General features: G+C 53.7%; 13 protein-coding genes. 10 read left to right on the top strand and 3 right to left on the bottom strand.

The window, feature by feature from the left end; translation table 11 throughout:
- Nucleotides 1–480 precede the first annotated feature (480 nt).
- The 8 genes from AAIE03_RS21910 (at nucleotide 481) to AAIE03_RS21875 (ending at nucleotide 12,276) form a co-directional block, all read left to right on the top strand.
- Complete coding sequence (locus AAIE03_RS21910; protein WP_498563204.1) at nucleotides 481–1,677, top strand: KPHS_23130 family T6SS system protein; 1,197 nt, start codon at nucleotides 481–483, stop codon at nucleotides 1,675–1,677.
- Nucleotides 1,674–5,141, top strand: coding sequence for an ImcF-related family protein (locus AAIE03_RS21905; protein WP_498563203.1), 3,468 nt, complete (start codon nucleotides 1,674–1,676; stop codon nucleotides 5,139–5,141). The genes AAIE03_RS21910 and AAIE03_RS21905 overlap by 4 nt, the downstream gene beginning before the upstream one ends.
- Entirely contained in the window at nucleotides 5,138–6,739 is a 1,602-nt protein-coding gene (tssA, locus tag AAIE03_RS21900) for a type VI secretion system protein TssA (protein WP_498563202.1), read from the top strand. Before AAIE03_RS21905 ends, tssA begins: the two co-directional genes overlap by 4 nt.
- A gap of 37 nt (nucleotides 6,740–6,776) precedes the next feature.
- Nucleotides 6,777–8,531 (top strand): type VI secretion system baseplate subunit TssF, encoded by a 1,755-nt coding sequence (gene tssF, locus AAIE03_RS21895; RefSeq protein WP_210448559.1) that lies wholly within the window; start codon nucleotides 6,777–6,779, stop codon nucleotides 8,529–8,531.
- Nucleotides 8,495–9,580 (top strand): type VI secretion system baseplate subunit TssG, encoded by a 1,086-nt coding sequence (gene tssG, locus AAIE03_RS21890; RefSeq protein ID WP_498563201.1) that lies wholly within the window; start codon nucleotides 8,495–8,497, stop codon nucleotides 9,578–9,580. The genes tssF and tssG overlap by 37 nt, the downstream gene beginning before the upstream one ends.
- Nucleotides 9,558–10,103 (top strand): type VI secretion system lipoprotein TssJ, encoded by a 546-nt coding sequence (gene tssJ, locus AAIE03_RS21885; protein ID WP_498563200.1) that lies wholly within the window; start codon nucleotides 9,558–9,560, stop codon nucleotides 10,101–10,103. Before tssG ends, tssJ begins: the two co-directional genes overlap by 23 nt.
- A complete protein-coding gene (tssE, locus tag AAIE03_RS21880) occupies nucleotides 10,103–10,558 on the top strand; it encodes a type VI secretion system baseplate subunit TssE (protein WP_013027964.1) in 456 nt (151 codons plus the stop codon). Before tssJ ends, tssE begins: the two co-directional genes overlap by 1 nt.
- A 326-nt stretch (nucleotides 10,559–10,884) precedes the next feature.
- Nucleotides 10,885–12,276 (top strand): VasL domain-containing protein, encoded by a 1,392-nt coding sequence (locus tag AAIE03_RS21875; protein WP_498563199.1) that lies wholly within the window; start codon nucleotides 10,885–10,887, stop codon nucleotides 12,274–12,276.
- A 318-nt stretch (nucleotides 12,277–12,594) separates the two neighbouring features.
- On the opposite strand, the gene AAIE03_RS21870 is transcribed toward AAIE03_RS21875, so the two are convergent.
- Nucleotides 12,595–12,768 carry a GhoT/OrtT family toxin gene (locus AAIE03_RS21870; protein WP_014333244.1) on the bottom strand — a complete coding sequence of 58 codons (174 nt, stop codon included), beginning with the start codon at nucleotides 12,766–12,768 and terminating at the stop codon, nucleotides 12,595–12,597.
- A gap of 368 nt (nucleotides 12,769–13,136) precedes the next feature.
- On the opposite strand from AAIE03_RS21870, the gene AAIE03_RS21865 reads away from it, so the two are divergent.
- Entirely contained in the window at nucleotides 13,137–13,673 is a 537-nt protein-coding gene (locus tag AAIE03_RS21865) for a YbhB/YbcL family Raf kinase inhibitor-like protein (protein ID WP_019105898.1), read from the top strand.
- Between the two features lie 60 nt (nucleotides 13,674–13,733).
- On the opposite strand, the gene proP is transcribed toward AAIE03_RS21865, so the two are convergent.
- Nucleotides 13,734–15,209, bottom strand: coding sequence for a glycine betaine/L-proline transporter ProP (gene proP, locus AAIE03_RS21860; RefSeq protein WP_013027960.1), 1,476 nt, complete (start codon nucleotides 15,207–15,209; stop codon nucleotides 13,734–13,736).
- 362 nt (nucleotides 15,210–15,571) lie between these two features.
- A complete protein-coding gene (locus AAIE03_RS21855; protein WP_014598266.1) occupies nucleotides 15,572–16,774 on the bottom strand; it encodes an MFS transporter in 1,203 nt (400 codons plus the stop codon).
- 273 nt (nucleotides 16,775–17,047) lie between these two features.
- Here AAIE03_RS21855 and AAIE03_RS21850 point away from each other — a divergent pair, with 273 nt between their 5' ends.
- Nucleotides 17,048–17,608 (top strand): alpha/beta hydrolase family protein, encoded by a 561-nt coding sequence (locus AAIE03_RS21850; RefSeq protein WP_019105899.1) that lies wholly within the window; start codon nucleotides 17,048–17,050, stop codon nucleotides 17,606–17,608.
- The last annotated feature ends 12 nt before the right edge of the window (nucleotides 17,609–17,620 follow it).

Raw genomic sequence — 17,620 nt, 5'->3', positions numbered from 1 at the left:
AAGAGAAAAGGGATATGAGTCAAGGTAAGAGTTGCGTAAATTTCGGTTCTGAGCGACAGAGAGTCTGATATTAATAATTTGAAATATTGAAGTTTAGTGGGTAAGCTAATTGAATGCTATTTCTTCTCAGCACTATTAGGCTTTTTCCTATGATGAAGATGATTTTAAATATATTGTCTCAGTAGCTCATCTCCCCGGCCTTGATAGTTGAAGATATCTTAAGTAAATGGAGATTCTCTTTTTCACCCCGACGCCTGCTGGATTCATATTTTTATGGAGTGAAGTTGAAATGTTATGGGTGAGTTTTTAGAATTACTCATCAATAAATGAAAGGGTAAGCTGATATTGTTTATTTTGGAATAAACTCATGTAAAAATAAATCGCCACGGAGTATTAATGTCCACAGTGATATTGCTTAAGCAATGCCTGATTTGTTGATTTATTTAATGTGTTTGTGAGTATCGTAATTCTCCCAAGGTTATGAACGTTACTTATAATTATCCTGACCTTAACTTTTGGGTTTTAAATAAACATACTAATATCGAGTTTAATATGGCATGGCCTATATCTGATATTCCTGAAAAAAAATCACTTCCAGCACCAACGTATTGGTTATGGATAATATTACTACTTTTGATGCTAGCTTTAGGATCTGTTTTCAGTGTGGAACTATTTAATGCGAAAACCTACGCTAAAATTTTCTTCTACGGTATCCTGCCTTCATTGTTTTTTTGGCTATGTCTCTTCGGGGCAATGTTAAATCGCTATGAACAGTCTGTCGTAGCCAGCCAGATGTGGAAACTTGAAACAGAACGAACCAAAGCTGAATGGCGGGACTGGAGTCGGAGACAGATTGCCGTAGTGGGCAATGTTTTATTTTCCCCGGAAGAGAAAGGAATGGAAGCACTGTTGGGGGAATTGGATAAGGTGCCAGCATACCCAAAAAAAGCACGTCCATTATTCCACTCATCGCATAGTTTTCCGACGTTAATGAAGGAGGTAGATTGGAAACTGGAGCTGCAATATCCAGGGTATCGTCATTTTCTACACTCAATTTATGTTTTTCAGGCACTGGGAAGTTTTGATGAATATCGCAGTGAGGCGGTTTATCAGCAGTGGGATCTTATCCCTACGGCAACTGATACCACGGAAATCTTTACGTCTTTCTATGATGCAAAAATTTCTGACGGATTGATATTAATCCTTTGCCTTCAGGACTGGTCTTCCAGCAATGTCGGGCAGTCAAGTGAATTTATTTCTGCTCAGCTTATTGCTTCACCCAACTTCGCTCGTCAGCATTCACTGCCTGTTATTGCTGGTATATCTCGAATGATGCCGCTGGAAGCAGGGCAACTCTTTAATGAGTTAGATATGCTATTCGAATATATTCAACCTGACAAGCAATTTCTGGAATATGTCTGGCTTTTAGGCGCGCCTGAAAAAACTTCAGTAGAAATCATGCAATACGCAAACAGGTATAAGTGGCCGCTGCCTGAAAAAAGGCCGCTACATTCTGTCGATCTCTCCTTTGGTCCGCCTGGAGAAATGGCATTGCTACTCTCCTTAGCCATGCTAGTCGAAGCCGCCAACATAACTGGTAAGGATCAGTTGCTTGTTAATCACACGTCACAGCAAACAGGGACACTTTGCTTGATTGCCAGGGAGCTTTACGCATGACCGAAAAAAAAGGATTACCAAATGTTCACTATGGTTTATGGGGATATTTTCTTCTGCTGATTGGTCTGGCTGGAATAAGTGCTTTTGTACTTTTTATTAACCAGGACAGTGTGAATAGCATTGGGATTTCAACGCAGAAACTCTGGACAATTTGGGGAGGCGTTTTTGCTATCTTGCTCCTTGGCCTGATTATTTCACCTGTTTGGTGGCGATGGAGACTTAAAAAAAACCAGACAGTCTATAAGCCTCAGATTCCTGAAGAGAAAATCGGCCAGCTCGACATTAAGGATGGAGACAGGGTTCAGCCTTTCCCCAGCCTAAAAAAACATCTTCAACGCCGTTACAACCTCTTCTGGCGCCCAAAAGTCCGCCTGTTATTGATCACCGGCGACGAAGCCGCAATCGAACAACTGGTACCAGGCCTTCAGGAAAGTCAGTGGCTGGAAGGCAACCGTACCGTGCTGATTCACGGCGGCAGTCTGACGGCTGAACCGGACAAAGAAAAGTATACCGCGCTGCGTAAACTGCGCCGTGGGCGTCCACTGGATGGGATTGTCCGGGTCATGCCCGAGTCGCTTAACCTGACCCCGCAAATTAGTGACAATGACCTTCGCGGACTGGAAAAAATCAGTGAACTGCTCCGTTATTCTGCGCCGGTCTGGTTGTGGCAGTTGTGCGACAGCAGCTGGTCGCAGGCAAAACGTCCAGATCAGGCGGTGGGGGCAGCCTTTCCGCTGCGCGCAGACCAGAACAACATTGTCCGTCAGCTTGAGCGGATGCTGCCGGCCCTACGGGCGCAGGGGATGAGTCAGGTGCTGGAGAATAACGGCCACGACTTCCTCCTGCGTCTGGGCCGGCAGCTGCAGGACGGCGGTATCGCCCGCCTGGCTCAGCAGCTGGTGCCCTGGCTCGCCGTCTCACAGCAGCGCGTTCCGCTGCGTGGCCTGATGTTCAGCCTGCCGGAGAATAAACCCGACTCTACCGCAGAAGAAACAGCCAGTGCTGCACCTGCCGGCGCTGAGAAATATATCCCGGCATCACAACGCCATGCGCTGACGCTGCCGGTGACCTGGCAGGGCATTGTGGATGACTGTACCCGCGTGCGTGGCCGCCGTGTCGGTATGGTGTGGGAACAGACCCTTGCCTGGACACTTATGACCATCATCGGTATCTGGGGCGCTGGAACCCTGCTCTCGTTTGCGGCCAACCGCCAGCAGATTGTCTCTGTGGCGCAGCAGGCGCATGCCCTGGTGGCGCATCCTGCCGTATCAGATGACCAGCTGACGGCCCTGCACAGGCTGCGCAACGAAGCCGGTCGCCTGCAGCACCATATTCAGGTAGGTGCGCCCTGGTATCAGCGCTTTGGTCTGGACCATAATGCGCAGTTGCTGGGTGCGGTGCTCCCCTGGTACGGCGTGGCGAACAACCGCCTGATACGCGACCCGGCGAATCAGGCGCTGACACAGAAACTCAGCGCACTGGCAAACACTGCCCCCAACAGCGACCAGCGTGCACAGCTGGCGAAGCCGGGTTATGACCAGCTTAAAGCCTGGCTGATGATGGCCCGGCCGGATAAAGCCGACGGCGCGCACTACGCACGGACCCTGAAAGCCGTGCAGCCGACGCGAACGGGTATTTCCACCGGCCTGTGGCAGAGCCTGTCGCCTGATTTATGGGCCTTCTATATCACCGAACTGCCTGAACAGCCGCAGTGGACAATCACGCCGGATGCGCAGCTGGTCAGCCAGAGCCGCCAGGTGCTGCTGCAGCAGATTGGACGCCGCAACGCGGAAAGCACGCTGTATGAAAACATGCTCAAATCCCTGCGCCGTAACTTTGCCGATGTCTCTCTTGAAGACATGACCAGCGGAACGGATGCGCGGCGACTGTTCATCACCGAAGAGGTGGTGCCGGGCATGTTCACCCGCCAGGCCTGGGAAGGCGGCATTCAGCAGGCGATTGATAAGGCTGCTAACTCACGCCGGGATGAAATCGACTGGGTGCTGAGCGATTCCGGCAGGGACGTCTCCGCGGGCCTGTCGCCGGAGGCCCTGAAGGCGCGCCTGACGCAGCGTTACTTCACCGACTTTGCCGGCAGCTGGCTGAGCTTCCTGAACAGCCTGCGTCTTAACCCGGCGAACAATATTGCAGACGTGACCGACCAGCTGACACTGATGAGTGATATACGCCAGTCGCCACTGATAGCCCTGATGAATACCCTCGCCTGGCAGGGGCAGACCGGCCAGCAAAGCGAAGGTCTTTCGGACTCCATCATCAAATCGGCCAGAGAGCTGGTTGCTGGAAAAGACAAACCTACGATTGACCAGTCAGCGACAGGTCCCCGGGGGCCGCTGGATGAAACTTTCGGTCCGCTGCTTCAGCTTTTGGGTAAAAACACGGGCAGTAACGTCATGTCGGCTGACAACTCGCTGAGCCTGCAGACGTATCTGACCCGCATCACCCGCGTGCGGCTGCGCGTGCAGCAGGTCGCCGGCACCTCCGATCCGCAGGCGATGATGCAGACCCTGGCGCAGACCGTATTTCAGGGCAAAAGCGTGGACCTGACCGACACCCGGCAGTACGGCAGTCTGATTGCGGCAAGCCTGGGGGAAGAGTGGAGCGGGTTTGGCAGCACGGTGTTTGTGCAGCCGCTGACCCGGGCCTGGGAGAGCCTGCTTGGGCCGTCGGCGGCGGGCCTGAATGACAAATGGAGCCGGTCCGTGGTGGCGGACTGGCACACCGCCTTTAACGGGCGTTTCCCGTTTGCGGCGAGCAAAAGTGATGCCTCCCTGCCGGTGCTGGCTGAGTTTGTGCGCAAGGACAGCGGACGCATTGAGCGCTTCCTGGCAACGGAGCTCAGCGGCGTGCTGCACAGAGAGGGCAGCCAGTGGGTGCCGGACAGGGTCAACAGCCAGGGGCTGAGCTTTAACCCGGCCTTCCTGCGGGCCATTAACCAGCTGAGCCGGCTGTCAGACATTCTGTTCACCGACGGCAGTCAGGGGCTCAGCTTTGAGCTGCAGGCGCGCCCGGTACCGCAGGTGGTGGAAACGCAGCTGACCATTGACGGACAGAAGCTGCACTACTTCAACCAGATGGCCAGCTGGCAGCGTTTCCGCTGGCCGGGAGAGACGTACAGGCCGGGGACCATGCTGACCTGGACCACGGTCAACGCCGGTGCGCGCCTGTTCGGTGACTACGGCGGCACCTGGGGGCTGATCCGCTGGCTGGAGCAGGGCAGGCGGGAGCAGCTTGACCACAGCCGGTGGATGATGAGTTTTACCGCGCCGGATGGCCGGACCCTGCAGTGGGTATTGCGCTCTCAGCACGAAAACGGTCCGCTGGCGCTGCTGGACCTGCGCGGTTTCACGCTGCCGGATCAGATATTCAGTGTTGACAGCGCGATTGCCGATCGGGCGCTGATAGCTTACACAGGAAACAGTGACGCAGACGGAATCGAACCATGAGCACTCTACAGAATCTGATCGTGGCCTGTCAGGCTGACGATGCCCAGCTGCAGCAACAGGCGCAGAGACACACAGAAAACTGGCAGCCCTGGCTTGCTCCGATAACTGACGCCAGTCCGACCGGAGAAGACCCCGGCTATGACGATGATTTTCTCCGTATCCGGGAGGAGGTCAATAAGCTTTCCGGCATCGATACCGGGCTGATTTGCACACTTGCTGAAAAACTGCTGACCACCACAGCCAAAGATATCCGGATTGCCACCTATTACTGCTGGGCGCGTCTGCACCAGGACGGGGAAAACGGATTTGCCGAAGGGCTTGAACTGCTGGCGGGATTGCTACAGCGCTATGGAACGCAGCTTCATCCTCAGCGTGAGCGGAGCCGTAAACCGGCGCTGGAGTGGCTCGCAGGCTCCCGCGTTCTGGACAGCCTGTCACTCTGGCCGGAAGTAGTGCGCGACGATGCCCTGCGCACTGCCGGCGCACTGCTGCTTATTCGCGACAGTCTGGAGACCGAGCCGGAAGCGTCACGCCCAGAACTGAATACCCTGTACAGCGCGCTGGAGTCTCGCCTGATGAAAGCCGGTGGCATGGATGCCGTGGTCCCGCAAAACGCCGCTAATAAAGCAAAGTTGCAGGCCCCCTCACACATCACCGAACCTGACGCACCGTTACTGAGCCGTATCACGTCCGGTCAGGATCTGCTGGCCCAGGCCCGTACACTGACGGCGTATCTGCGTGAACAACCCAATGGCTGGCTTGCCGCACACCGGCTGATGAAAAGCCTGCGTCATGACACATTGCACAGTATTCCTGCCCCGGATGCACAGGGGAAAACCCGAATCGAACCGCCGCGCGCTGACCAGCGGGCGATGCTCAAACGCCTGTACCTGCAGCAGAGCTGGCTGGAGATACTGGAGCAGGCGGACAGCACCTTTTCGCGCGGTGCCAATCATCTCTGGCTGGATTTGCAGTGGTATATCCATCAGGCCCTGGTGAAGTCGGGTCAGGACATCTTTGCCGATATTATCACCGCCGACCTGAAAGGGCTGCTGCGTCGCCTTATCGGGCTTGAAACGCTGGCCTTCAACGACGGTACGCCGTTTGCCGATGAAGTCACGCTGAACTGGATAAATCAGAGCATGCTCGACGATACGCCGGGCTGGCGTGATGAACCGGTCAGTGCCGTCAGTGAGACAGATAACGGTATCCTGGCACTTGAACCGGAAGCGCTGGAGAAAGCGGACACTGACGGCCTTGATGCCACACTTCACTGGCTGCAGACCCGTCCGGGCACCGACGCCACGAAAGACAAATGGTTGCTGCGTTTGCTGATGGCCCGAGTGGCTGAGCAGAAGGGAAAGAATGAACTTGCCCTGCATCTGTTGGAAGAGCTCGACAGTGCCGCGCAGTCCATCACGCTCACGCAGTGGACACCGGCACTGTTGTTTGAAGTGAAATCCCGTCGACTCAGACTGCTGCGCATGAAAGCCAGCCGTAGCGAAAGCGATAAAGCGCGGCTTCAGCCTGAGATGGACTTACTGCTGTCCGGTCTGATTGCGCTCGATCCGGCAAGCAGTGCGGTGCTTTGCGGGTAATCACGCATACCTTTAAAACACAATTATTCAGGTTTTTATGGATGACTTAACCCTGCGTTACTACGACGCTGAAATGCGCTACCTGCTGGAAGCGGGCGAAGAGTTTGCCCGCGCTCACCCCGAGCAGGCGGCAATGCTTAATCTTGATAAAGCGGGCGCGCGCGATCCCTACGTGGAGCGTTTGTTCGAGGGCTTTGCCTTTCTGATGGGCCGTCTGCGTGAAAAGCTTGATGATGACCTGCCGGAACTGACTGAAGGGCTGGTCAGCCTGCTGTGGCCGCATTATCTGCGCACCATTCCGTCGATGTCAGTGGTGGAGTTCACTCCTGACTGGCGCGAGATGAAAGAGCCGATGCGTATCGTCAAAGGTTTCGAGGTGAGCTCACGGCCGATCGGTGAAAAGGGCACGCGCTGTCGGTACTCCACCACCAAAGAGATAACCCTTCAGCCGTTGTCGCTGGATCACGTCCGCCTGTCAACGGATCCGGACGGGCGTTCGGTCATCAGCCTGCGCTTTAACTGCAGCGCGCTGGCCGACTGGACGCGCATCGACCTCAGCCTCGTCCCGCTCTATTTCAATGCCGACGCGCCGTTGGCCTGCGCCATGCACGAAGCCTTCACTATGAATGTGGCGCGACTGTGGCTGCGTTTGCCTGGCGAAGTGGACCGCAACGCGCTCGACGGGCATTTTACCGCGCTGGGCTTTGGTGAACACGACGACCTGTGGCCCAAGGGCAGCAGTAGTTTTAGCGGCTATCAGCTGCTGCTGGAGTACTTCACCTTTCGCGAAAAATTCATGTTCACAGGTCTGCGCGGACTCGAGAGCGTGGCCTTTCCGGCGGAGCTTCCCTGGTTTGAGATCGACGTGGTACTGGCAGAACGCTGGGAGCATGACTTCAGCTTTACCGAAAAGCATCTGCGCCTGAACTGCGTGCCGGTGATTAATCTGTTCCCGCTGGAATCTGACCCGCTGACGCTCAACGCCCTGCAGACCGAATACTTGCTGCGGCCGATGCGTGTGCAGGATGGGCACACCGAGATTTACGCTGTGGATTCGGTGATGTCATCGAGCCAGCATACTTACGTGCCGTTCTCCAGCTTCCGTCACAAAGGCGGGATGATGCGTCATGATGCACCGGAGTATTACTATCACACCCGCGTTCGCCGTGGCCCGTCGGGGCTGCATAACACCTGGCTTATCCTCGGCGGTGAAGCATTCGATAACCACACAGTGCCGGAAGACGAAAGCCTGTCGTTGACGCTCACCGGCACCAACGGCCAGCTGCCGCGTCGTGCATTACAAAGCACCGTGCTCGATACGGTGATGAAAACCACCTCGACCCGTATCGCCGTGCGTAACCTGTGTGCGCCTACGCTGCCCTGTTATCCACCGGCGCAGGACCGTTTTCACTGGCGAGTGCTGAGCCACCTCGGCAGCGGATTCCTGTCGATGATGGATAATGCTGACGTGCTGCGCGGTACCCTGGCGCTTTATGAATGGACCGACAGTGAGATGAACCGCCGTCGACTGGAAGCGATCATTGAAGTTAAGCACAGTGAAACCGAACGCTTTGAGCAGGGTTACCTGGTGCGCGGTGTACAGATTGAAGTGACCCTGGACAGTCACGGTTTTGCCGGGCGTGGCGATATTTGTCTGTTTGGCGAAATGCTGAGTCGTTTCTTCGCGCTCTACACCGATATCTATCTGTTTAACCGTCTGATCATCATCCTGCAACCAAACGGAGAACGTCTGGAATGGCAAGAGAAGCACAACCGCCGTATTCCCGGCTGACCCCGCGACTGGAGGCTGACCTTACCCGGATTAACTTTTACCGCTTCTGCCAGTTGCTGGAGAAGCGTAATCCGGGCAGGCCGCTGATGGGGTCAACGAGCCACCCCGCGGACGATCCGGTGCGGTTTGCGCCGCATCCAGGGATGGGTTTTCCGGCCAGCGAACTGAAGGCTGTCGAATATAACGAGGAGGATGACAGCAAGCCACCGCTGATCCGCACGACGTTTATGGGGATGTACGGTGTCGATTCCCCTTTGCCGACGGCCTATCTCGATGACATCAGCCAGCGCCGGGAAGGGCATGATGTGCTGCAGGACTTTCTGGATATCTTCAGCCACCGCATCCTGACGCAGTTTTACCGCATCTGGCGAAAGTACGCTTACCAGGCCACCTTTGAACCGGGCGGAACCGACAGCATTTCCCAGTCGTTGCTGGGTCTGGTGGGGCTGGGCATACCGGGCACCGCTGAGCATATCGCCACACCGGTATCCCGTTTTCTGTCACTGCTGGGCGTACTGCAACAGCCCGGTAAAACCCAAGAGGGGATGCAGGCACTGGTGAGCCTGCTGGCACCTGATACCAGGGTTCAGGTGAGCCCGTATTGCCTGCGACCGGTAGAAGTCAGCCAGCCATTGGGCTTTCACGGTGATAACGATTTTATGCTGGACGGCAACACGCCGCTTGGCGACGAGGCGATGGATGCCAACAGTCAACTGCTGATCGCCCTGTCTACCGATAACGAACAGGAGTCGCAGGGTTGGAAACCGGACGGTCTGCTTTATCAAGACTTTCTGGTGATGCTGCGTGTTTATCTCGGCTGGCGATTCAAGGCCAAAATTACCCTGACCACCCGCACCCGGCTGCTGGCCGCGCCGCCCCTCGGCGAAGGCCCTTTCTGGCTTGGGATGAACGGCGTACTGGGCGCGGAAGACGAAGCTCTCCCGAAGGATATTCCGCAAACCTTTACGACGGAACTGGGCTATTACACCGGCCTGCTGCCCGCGACACCACAACAAGGAAACCAACGTGTTACATACAAGTTTGACTAAATCTGCACGCTGGCTGTTACCCATGCTGGCAATCGCGCTTTCCGGTTGCGGTCTGACCCAAAGCGTCAGCGATGGGACCAAATCGGCCTTTAGCGCGGTGTTTTATAAAAAGATTAAAATGCTACATCTGGATTTCACCGCGCGCGAAGCCCTCAATACGGACGCGCGGGAGAACAACGCCTTGTCTCAATCGGTAGTGCTACGCATTTATCAGCTCAAAGACATCAAAACCTTCGACAGCAGCGTCTATCAGCAATTGTTGAATGAGGGAGAAACGACGCTTGGGGGGGATCTACTTGCCACTCGTGATGTCGTGCTGAAGCCCGGTGGTGATGTCTCGCTGAATATGGCCATGGAAGACGACGCGAAATACGTGGCGGTTGCCGGGCTGTTTCGGGATCCGGATACGGTGAAAAATACCTGGAAGTTGACGATTGACCGCGAAGCACTCGATCCTGACGAGGCGCGGGTGATTGAAGCCGGGAGTCATTATCTGCAGTTATTACCGCCAAAGGATGACTAATGCCTCAGTTTCATCAATCCCCTTCACTGTATGAGCTACTCGCCGGCAATTTCTCCGGTGGTCTGAGCCTCAATCAGGTGAGTGAGGAAAACCAGGTTATCCTCTCAGTGCTGGATAACATGCAGCGAATCCTCAACTGTCGCGCCGGAACGCTGGCGCATTTGCCGGATTACGGTTTGCCGGACATGACGAAAATCCTGCAAGGCATGCCAGGTACGGCCCATGAAATGATGGGCACCTTATCTGCAGTTCTGCTCAAGTATGAGCCACGTCTGAAAAAAATAACGGTTGTCATGCTGGAACAGAAAGTCCCCGGAGAGCTGCGCTATGCCATTGACGCTGAACTCAAAGGTATAGGACTGGTGCGCTACGGCACCGAGTTTATGCCAGAGGGGCGGGTCCTGTTGAGGCATCTTAAGCAACAGCAGTATCTTGATACCTTAACCCGTCTGTGAAGCCTGATAACGGCCTGTCAGTACCCTCACGTTTCCTCAAAAAACGGTACATCCAATCCCGTCGTCACCGGGCGTCAGGCCAGTCTCGCTGAGTTTCGCCCGGGCGTGGTGCATTTTCAGAAACCGATAGATGCCTGGCTGAAAGATACCGGGCTGAATATGGCGCCGTTCACAGCCCCAGGATTTCCCGCGATGGTGCGGCCGCGCGCGAAAGGGAACATATCGCAAATCTGGCCGCGCGACAGTCTCTGCAGCGTTCCGACTACGCAGAAAGCGAAACCGCAATATTTTCCACCGCTACCGACACGTCAAATGGACAACTGGTCATGAATGACATTACTCCACGTAAAATCAAAACCGGTGGCGACCCGCGCACGCTGCCGGATTATGCTTCCCTGCGCAATGAACTGAGCAAGCTGTCACATCCGGCGCGGCCTGATGTGAACTGGCTCTATGTCGAAAAGCTCTGCCTTTCACTGTTTGAGCAGAACGGTGTGGAGTTGCAGAGCGCGGCCTGGTATACGCTTGCCCGTATGCAACTTGCCGGATTATTCGGCCTCAATGAAGGTCTGGCGATACTGGAGGCGCTGATCAGCCATCAGTGGTGCGCACTTTGGCCGCAGCCTGTTCACGCCCGAATGGAAATTCTCAGCAGTTTGAGCCAGCGCCTGCAGCAACGGATGCGCTCGCTCCCGCTGAATTACAGCGACCTCGGTCAGTTGTATCGGGCAGAGCAACGTCTCACCGTTATGGTGGAGGTGCTGCAGCGTCTGGAGCTAAAACATCTCAGCCAGCTGGATACGTTGCGTACCCTGATGCACAACAGTGCTGTCCGGCTGGAAAACAGCGATGACACAATCCCGACAACGGCGACGAGTCAGCCAGGTTTCGTGCTGCCTGCCCCCCTGGTGAAGGACGCGGGAATATCAACAGGTTCTCAGGCTGGCGGGCCATTTGAAAACTCCTCAGGGCCAGGTAGCTCAGTGAAGTGGGTGTACGTTGCGCAGCCGGAACACCAGGCCAATGTGGACGTACTGGCAGCAATAACGGCGCCGGTAAAAAAGTGGAAACCCTTTCTTGCCGGGATGAGTACCATGCTGGTAATAAGCACAGCCACAGTGTGGGGCTGGCACGATCTTCACCGGCCTGACCCGTTACAGACTCAGCTTGCCGCCTCCCTGGCGCCTTTACCTGCCACTCTCACGCCTGAACAGGTGATTAGGTTGCGTCAGCAGATTCCCCTGCCGCAGGACTTTATTGCACAGACGCAGCAACAACTGACCCGTCTGGACCAACTTTCGCCAGGCTGGAACATTGACTACAGTCGGCAGCTTGTAGAGCAGGCTCAGGCGCTATGGCCAGAGCAGGCGAAACCGCTGGCGCAGCAATGGCAGCAACAACGCTATGCTGCCGCTTTGCCAGCAGAGCAGCTAAATGGCTGGTTTCAGGGAATGATGTCACTCCAAAAACTGAGTGACAGACTGAACGGACTTGATGAACAAAAGGGAAAATACATGACGGTCAGCGAGCTGAAATCAGTGGTTTTTTCCACTATGCAGTCCTTTAACCAATCCATACCGGTTGAAGAGCAACTGCGGGCATTGTCACAACATCCTGCGGGCGAACCTTTACCTGTCGCTGCCCGGTCTCAACTGGAAATGCACCTGAAGCAACTGACGGCCCGTTATGCTGAAATAACACACCAGGGTTCACAATAAAGGTGGGGTAAAAACTTCACGAGGTTCAGTCTGTTACCCTACGATTTTCCCTTTCGGTAGCGGGCGATCGCGCGCTGCCAAAACAGGTATCTTGCGACGTCAGCAAGTGCGGTGTATGACAAAAGGCGTCTATCGGAACGGCACGCTGTGGCGATGATTGCAGCCATCGCTTGCAAGAAAAAGCGGGTTTTGCAGAACAGTACAGGGCAGCGGTTGCGCCAAGGGAAGGTTATGCAAAATTGTCTGGTGAAGGTGTCTTATTGCAGTGTGAAGACCGCCCAGCAGGTAGCGATGTATCTGACCTACAGGAGAGAAATTTCAAAATAGCGCGAACATTAATGCTACCGGAAAACTCATAGGCCAGGTTGCACCAACCAGAAAAGCACTCAACAGTTTGATGCTGAGCTTGTCTTTGGCGATAAAGAAGGTGATGAGTGCCGCTACCGAGGCAACAATGCCATAGAAGACCAGCATGTGTTGATAAAGTGTCATTTTTGCCTCAATACCTGTTTAAATGTTTGATGCAGATCATGCGGATTTTTGTGATTCAGATCAAGTATCAGGCCTTTTGTGTAAATAAAAAAAAGGCGTCAGACCGGTTTGCTACCGGCAATCTGGCGCTAAATACTGGCGATTTCACCCTGAAAGATGACAGTAAAATAAGCCTTATTCCCCTTCACAGGCCGATCCTTAAGGCCTGTCGCCCCTGGCGAACTGCCGTTTTTATTTCTCTTCTCCTCTCTTCTGTGGGCTCCTGTCTCACTTCTCTGTCGGGTTTTGAGACATATACTGTTTCACTGTGGATTGGATGAATTTCGCTCTCGTCCCAGGATAACCTCTCGATAACACAGGAGTATCAGGTGAAAAAATTTCCTTATCTGTTGTTAATCTTTTTATGTCCTGCTGCATTGGCTTTAACCCTGCAGTCGAAAGACTTCAGCGATAATGGCTTGTTAGATAAAAAATTTGCCGGTGCGAATAAAAGTAATGCGGCCTGTACCGGCGAAAACGTATCACCCGAACTTAACTGGTCAGAGAGTCCGGCCGGTACCAAAAGCTTTGCCTTACTGATGACCGATCCCGTGGGGGCTAAAGGTCTCGGGGTGAGTCATATGGTGGCTTACAACATTGCTTCTGAACGCAGTGCTTTTGCTCAGGGTGAACTGACAACGGGGAAAGGTTACACGGGTGGGAAAAACTCACCGGGCACCGCCCATTACTACGGCCCCTGTCCGCCTGTCGGTTCAGGCATTCACCACTATAACTTCGTGCTGATTGCCACGGATCTTGCACCCTCTGCGCTTGAACCGGGTTTGACTCATGACGAGCTGATGAAGAAACTCAAAGGACATGCCCTGGGTGCGGCCAGCTCGGTGGCCCGGTTTGGTAATGACTAGACTGAATGTACACATAAAAAAACACCCTGCGGACAGGGTGTTTTGGATGAAAACGGCGGATTATTTCGCGTCAGCTGGCGCGGGTCGATCGGATTCAGCCTTTCTGTCCATTTTATTAATCAGGCTTTGGGCTTCGGCTTCGCTTGCGACAGCAGGAGAAGAGCCGGTTAAGGGCTTACGGGCCGTTTCACGTACCGTCAGAATCGTCAGTAATCCCACCACCCCTGCAACCATCATGTAGTACGCCGGCATCATGGTATTTTGCGTGGTATCAACCAGCCATGCGGTAAGTAAAGGCGTGGTGCCGCCAAACAGTGAAACCGAAAGATTGAAGCCGATCGCCAGTGCACTGTAACGAATATCAGTGGCAAAAAGCGCGGGTAGCGTTGAGGGCATGGTGCCACTGAAGCAGGTGTGCAGAATACCCAGTATGAGCAGGCCGGCAAAGACTGCCCACATATTATGTGAACCGATCAACATAAAGCTGGGGATAGCGAGCAGGATCAGGCCCACTGCACCGAAGCCAATCACCGGGCGACGACCAATTCGATCGGTCCAGCGGCCCCACATCAGCGTTAACGGCATCATGACAAACATCACGATCATTACCAGCAGCAGCCCGCTGAGCTCAGGTAAACCCAGTACGCCGGTAAGATAGCTGGGCATATACGAGGTCAGCATGTAGTTGGAAACGTTAAACAATAAGACCAGCCCGATACACTTCATCATGGGCACGCGGTGCTTACTTAACATCTTGAAGAGCGTCAGGCGCGGTTTACTCTGCTCCAGCTCCTCCTGCTTCTGCATATGTTGTTTAAAAGCCGGTGTTTCCTCGAGTTTCAAACGCACATACAGGCCGAACAAGCCAAGGGGCGCGGCAATAAAGAAGGGCACGCGCCAGCCCCAGGACATCATGGCTTCTGATGAGATAAAGCTCGTCATTACGGTCACCAGACAGGCACCCAGCAGGTAGCCGCCTAATGTACCGAACTCCAGGAAGCTTCCCATAAAACCACGACGTTTATCTGTCGAATACTCTGCGATGAAGGTTGCTGCACCGCCATATTCGCCACCGGTAGAGAATCCCTGAACGAGTCGGGCCACCAGCAGCAGGATGGGTGCCATGATGCCGATTGAGGCATAGGATGGAATGATGCCGATGCAAAATGTGCCTATCGACATCATGATCATGGTGATGGCCAGCACTTTCTGACGTCCGATTCGGTCACCCAGCGGACCGAATACCAGACCGCCCAGTGGGCGGACTAAAAACGCCGCTGCAAAGGTACCAAAGGTCGCGATCAACTGAATTGCCGTATTGGCATCGGGGAAAAAGACCTTACCAATGATAACAGCCAGGTAGCTGTAGACGCCAAAGTCAAACCACTCCATGGCATTACCTAATGCGGCGGCACCGACAGCGCGTTTTAACATGTCATTATCGATAACGGTTATGTCATCAACCGTGAGTTTTTTTTGCTTTTTATTCCAGAAATGTTTTTTAGGCCTGGGTGACGATGAACGGTTTGTATCCATATTTTCCTCAAACTACTTAAATGAAGACGACCTATAGCTTTCGCAGCCAGTCAGCGAGGTTAACGGAAATAAAGGAAGAGAAAGCTATAAGAGGCCAGTGACATTAATGATAGAGCGTTCTTAACCGCAGCGAGAAAACATAGTACATGAATGTAATTTTTTGCAAGTAATCAGGAAAAAAGAGTGATTAATAAGTGAGATAGGCATAAATCATTTTTTACCTTTGTTTACATTCTGGCACATATGATGGTGCCTGAGTCCCTTTTAAACGGCATTCAGGATGGCGGATTCGCCTATTGCATGCGGTATTCAGGGGCAAACCAGAATCCGCCAGCGTGAGATTGCTGGCAGATTACCCTTAATTATGCCGGTTCAGCCGCCGGCGTTCGTCCGGTACTCCACCACAGCAGTAAGGCCACTAGGGCGATACAACCCAATGCGCTAAAGGCAATACTGTAGGAATAGCGAGCCACAATCAGCCCCGTCATCGCCGGGCTCATGGAGGCACCTACGCCTTGCATTAGCATCACCACACTCTGACCCGCATTAACGTGCCCGCTGCCGCGCAGCAGGGAGACAATGTAGCCCGGCACGGCAACGCCCAGTATTCCTGCCGCAATGCCATCAAGCACCTGGACTGGAATAACGAATAGCGTCTCTGGAAATTCTGCCGCAATAAGCGCCCGAAGCGGCATCATTAACAGGGCCGTCATGATCAAATAGCGATAGCCAATTTTATCCACACGGCGTGAAACGTAAATCGCGACAGGGATCATCACCAGCTGAGAAATAACAACCGTTGCCGCAGCATACAAACCGGGATCGACCGCATCTGGCCCGGTTGATGAGGCAACGCGCATACTCAGCATGGGCAACAGTGCGGCGTTGGCCAGATGAAACAGCAGTAAAGTCAGACCGGTTACCAGCAGTGCGGGTTTGCGCGCCAGGATCCACAGGCTCAGAGTCGGCTTTTGAGACTGATTGTCTTCTAATCCGCGCGCAACCTCATGATTGATATCCTCTCCACGTATCGCCAACGTCGCGATGGCGGCAAAGACGGCCATTATCATCATTAAAATGAAAACGGCGCCGAGCCCCCATTTCCAGGCAGCGAATCCTGCCAGTACAGCCGCCAGAGTGTTTCCGGCATGGTTGTAAGCCTCGTTCCGCCCCATCTGGTGGTTGAACCCTTTTTGCCCCGTCAGGCCCAGCGTTATCCCTGCTACGGTCGGGCCAATAAAGGCGGCAGCAATACCGGCAACGATCTGTGAAATGATCGCCGTCCAGGACTGGTTGCTGTACCAGAGTAATAAGGTCGCAACGGTAATCACGATGCATCCTGTCAGGATGACAAGACGTTTATAGCGCGTTGCATCCGCCACCACGCCTGCGGGCAACGTTGAGAGGAGCCCTGCAATGCCGCCTGAGGTCATGACCAGGCCTATTTCATCCGGGCTCCAGTGGCGTTCTGTCAGAAAAATGCCTAAAAATGGTCCCAGACCGTCTCTGACGTCGGCCAGAAAAAAACTCATCAGACACAGTGCCTGAAGTGACCGTTGTGACATGTGATTTTCCCTGTAGCAATAGTAAGGTTTGGGTGACCAACACATTTCAATAAGTAACGCAATGAATCATGGCAGCAAAAATACCAAGTAACATAACGTTAAAGTTACAAAATGAAAAAATTCACTTTTTATGTAATCTGGTCTAGCGGCGGTGAGGTCTGAAGGCCGTTCTGCGGTGAGAGGTATCCATGCAGGGGTACACTGTTGTCCACATTCTCTGGCGGCGTCGACAACTGTCCCGTTTAAGACTTTCCAGAATCAAAATTTTCTGCTGTGAGCCCGGTTAGACTCAGAGGACGTGAGAGGCTGAAGAAGGCGAAGCGCTATGTTAAACACACGAAGCCATGTGCAGGGCATTCCTGCGTTCACTGGGGTAATCGGGCAGGCGGTAAGCTTATCCTTGCCGTACATGGCTATTTTTCCCATAAAAAAGATCAATGCATTGAGATTCTGGCATCTGAGGCTGTAAAAGCGGGATATAGCATACTGAGTTTCGATCTTCCTGCTCATGGTGAAAGGCGTGATGTAGAGTCTGAATGCCATGTAGCACAAGCCGTTGATGACATTAAAATCATGCTTGCTTATGCTCAGAAACAATTCAGTGCAACGGCACTATTTGCCTGCAGCATTGGTGCCAGTTTTAGCATGATTGCAGCTCAGAAAATAAAAATAAGTCAGGCATTATTTCTTTCGCCTGTTATCGATCTCGACAGTCTCATCAGAAAAATGATGGTCAAGGCTGATGTTGATGAAACCCGGCTCAATCGCGAGAAGGCCATCATTGCTTCTGACGGCACGGTTTTTCGAGCCGATTATCTTGCGTATCTCCAATAGCACCGGGTTTCG

It is taken from the genome of Pantoea sp. Ae19-2 (genome assembly GCF_059801205.1).
This window is presented reverse-complemented; position numbering and strand designations above follow the sequence as displayed.

Coding starts and splice junctions, on each gene's coding strand:
- AAIE03_RS21910 (WP_498563204.1), top strand. CDS start 481: ATGAACGTTACTTATAATTATCCTGACCTTAACTTTTGGGTTTTAAAT.
- AAIE03_RS21905 (WP_498563203.1), top strand. CDS start 1,674: ATGACCGAAAAAAAAGGATTACCAAATGTTCACTATGGTTTATGGGGA.
- tssA (WP_498563202.1), top strand. CDS start 5,138: ATGAGCACTCTACAGAATCTGATCGTGGCCTGTCAGGCTGACGATGCC.
- tssF (WP_210448559.1), top strand. CDS start 6,777: ATGGATGACTTAACCCTGCGTTACTACGACGCTGAAATGCGCTACCTG.
- tssG (WP_498563201.1), top strand. CDS start 8,495: ATGGCAAGAGAAGCACAACCGCCGTATTCCCGGCTGACCCCGCGACTG.
- tssE (WP_013027964.1), top strand. CDS start 10,103: ATGCCTCAGTTTCATCAATCCCCTTCACTGTATGAGCTACTCGCCGGC.
- AAIE03_RS21875 (WP_498563199.1), top strand. CDS start 10,885: ATGAATGACATTACTCCACGTAAAATCAAAACCGGTGGCGACCCGCGC.
- AAIE03_RS21870 (WP_014333244.1), bottom strand. CDS start 12,768: ATGACACTTTATCAACACATGCTGGTCTTCTATGGCATTGTTGCCTCG.
- proP (WP_013027960.1), bottom strand. CDS start 15,209: ATGGATACAAACCGTTCATCGTCACCCAGGCCTAAAAAACATTTCTGG.
- AAIE03_RS21855 (WP_014598266.1), bottom strand. CDS start 16,774: ATGTCACAACGGTCACTTCAGGCACTGTGTCTGATGAGTTTTTTTCTG.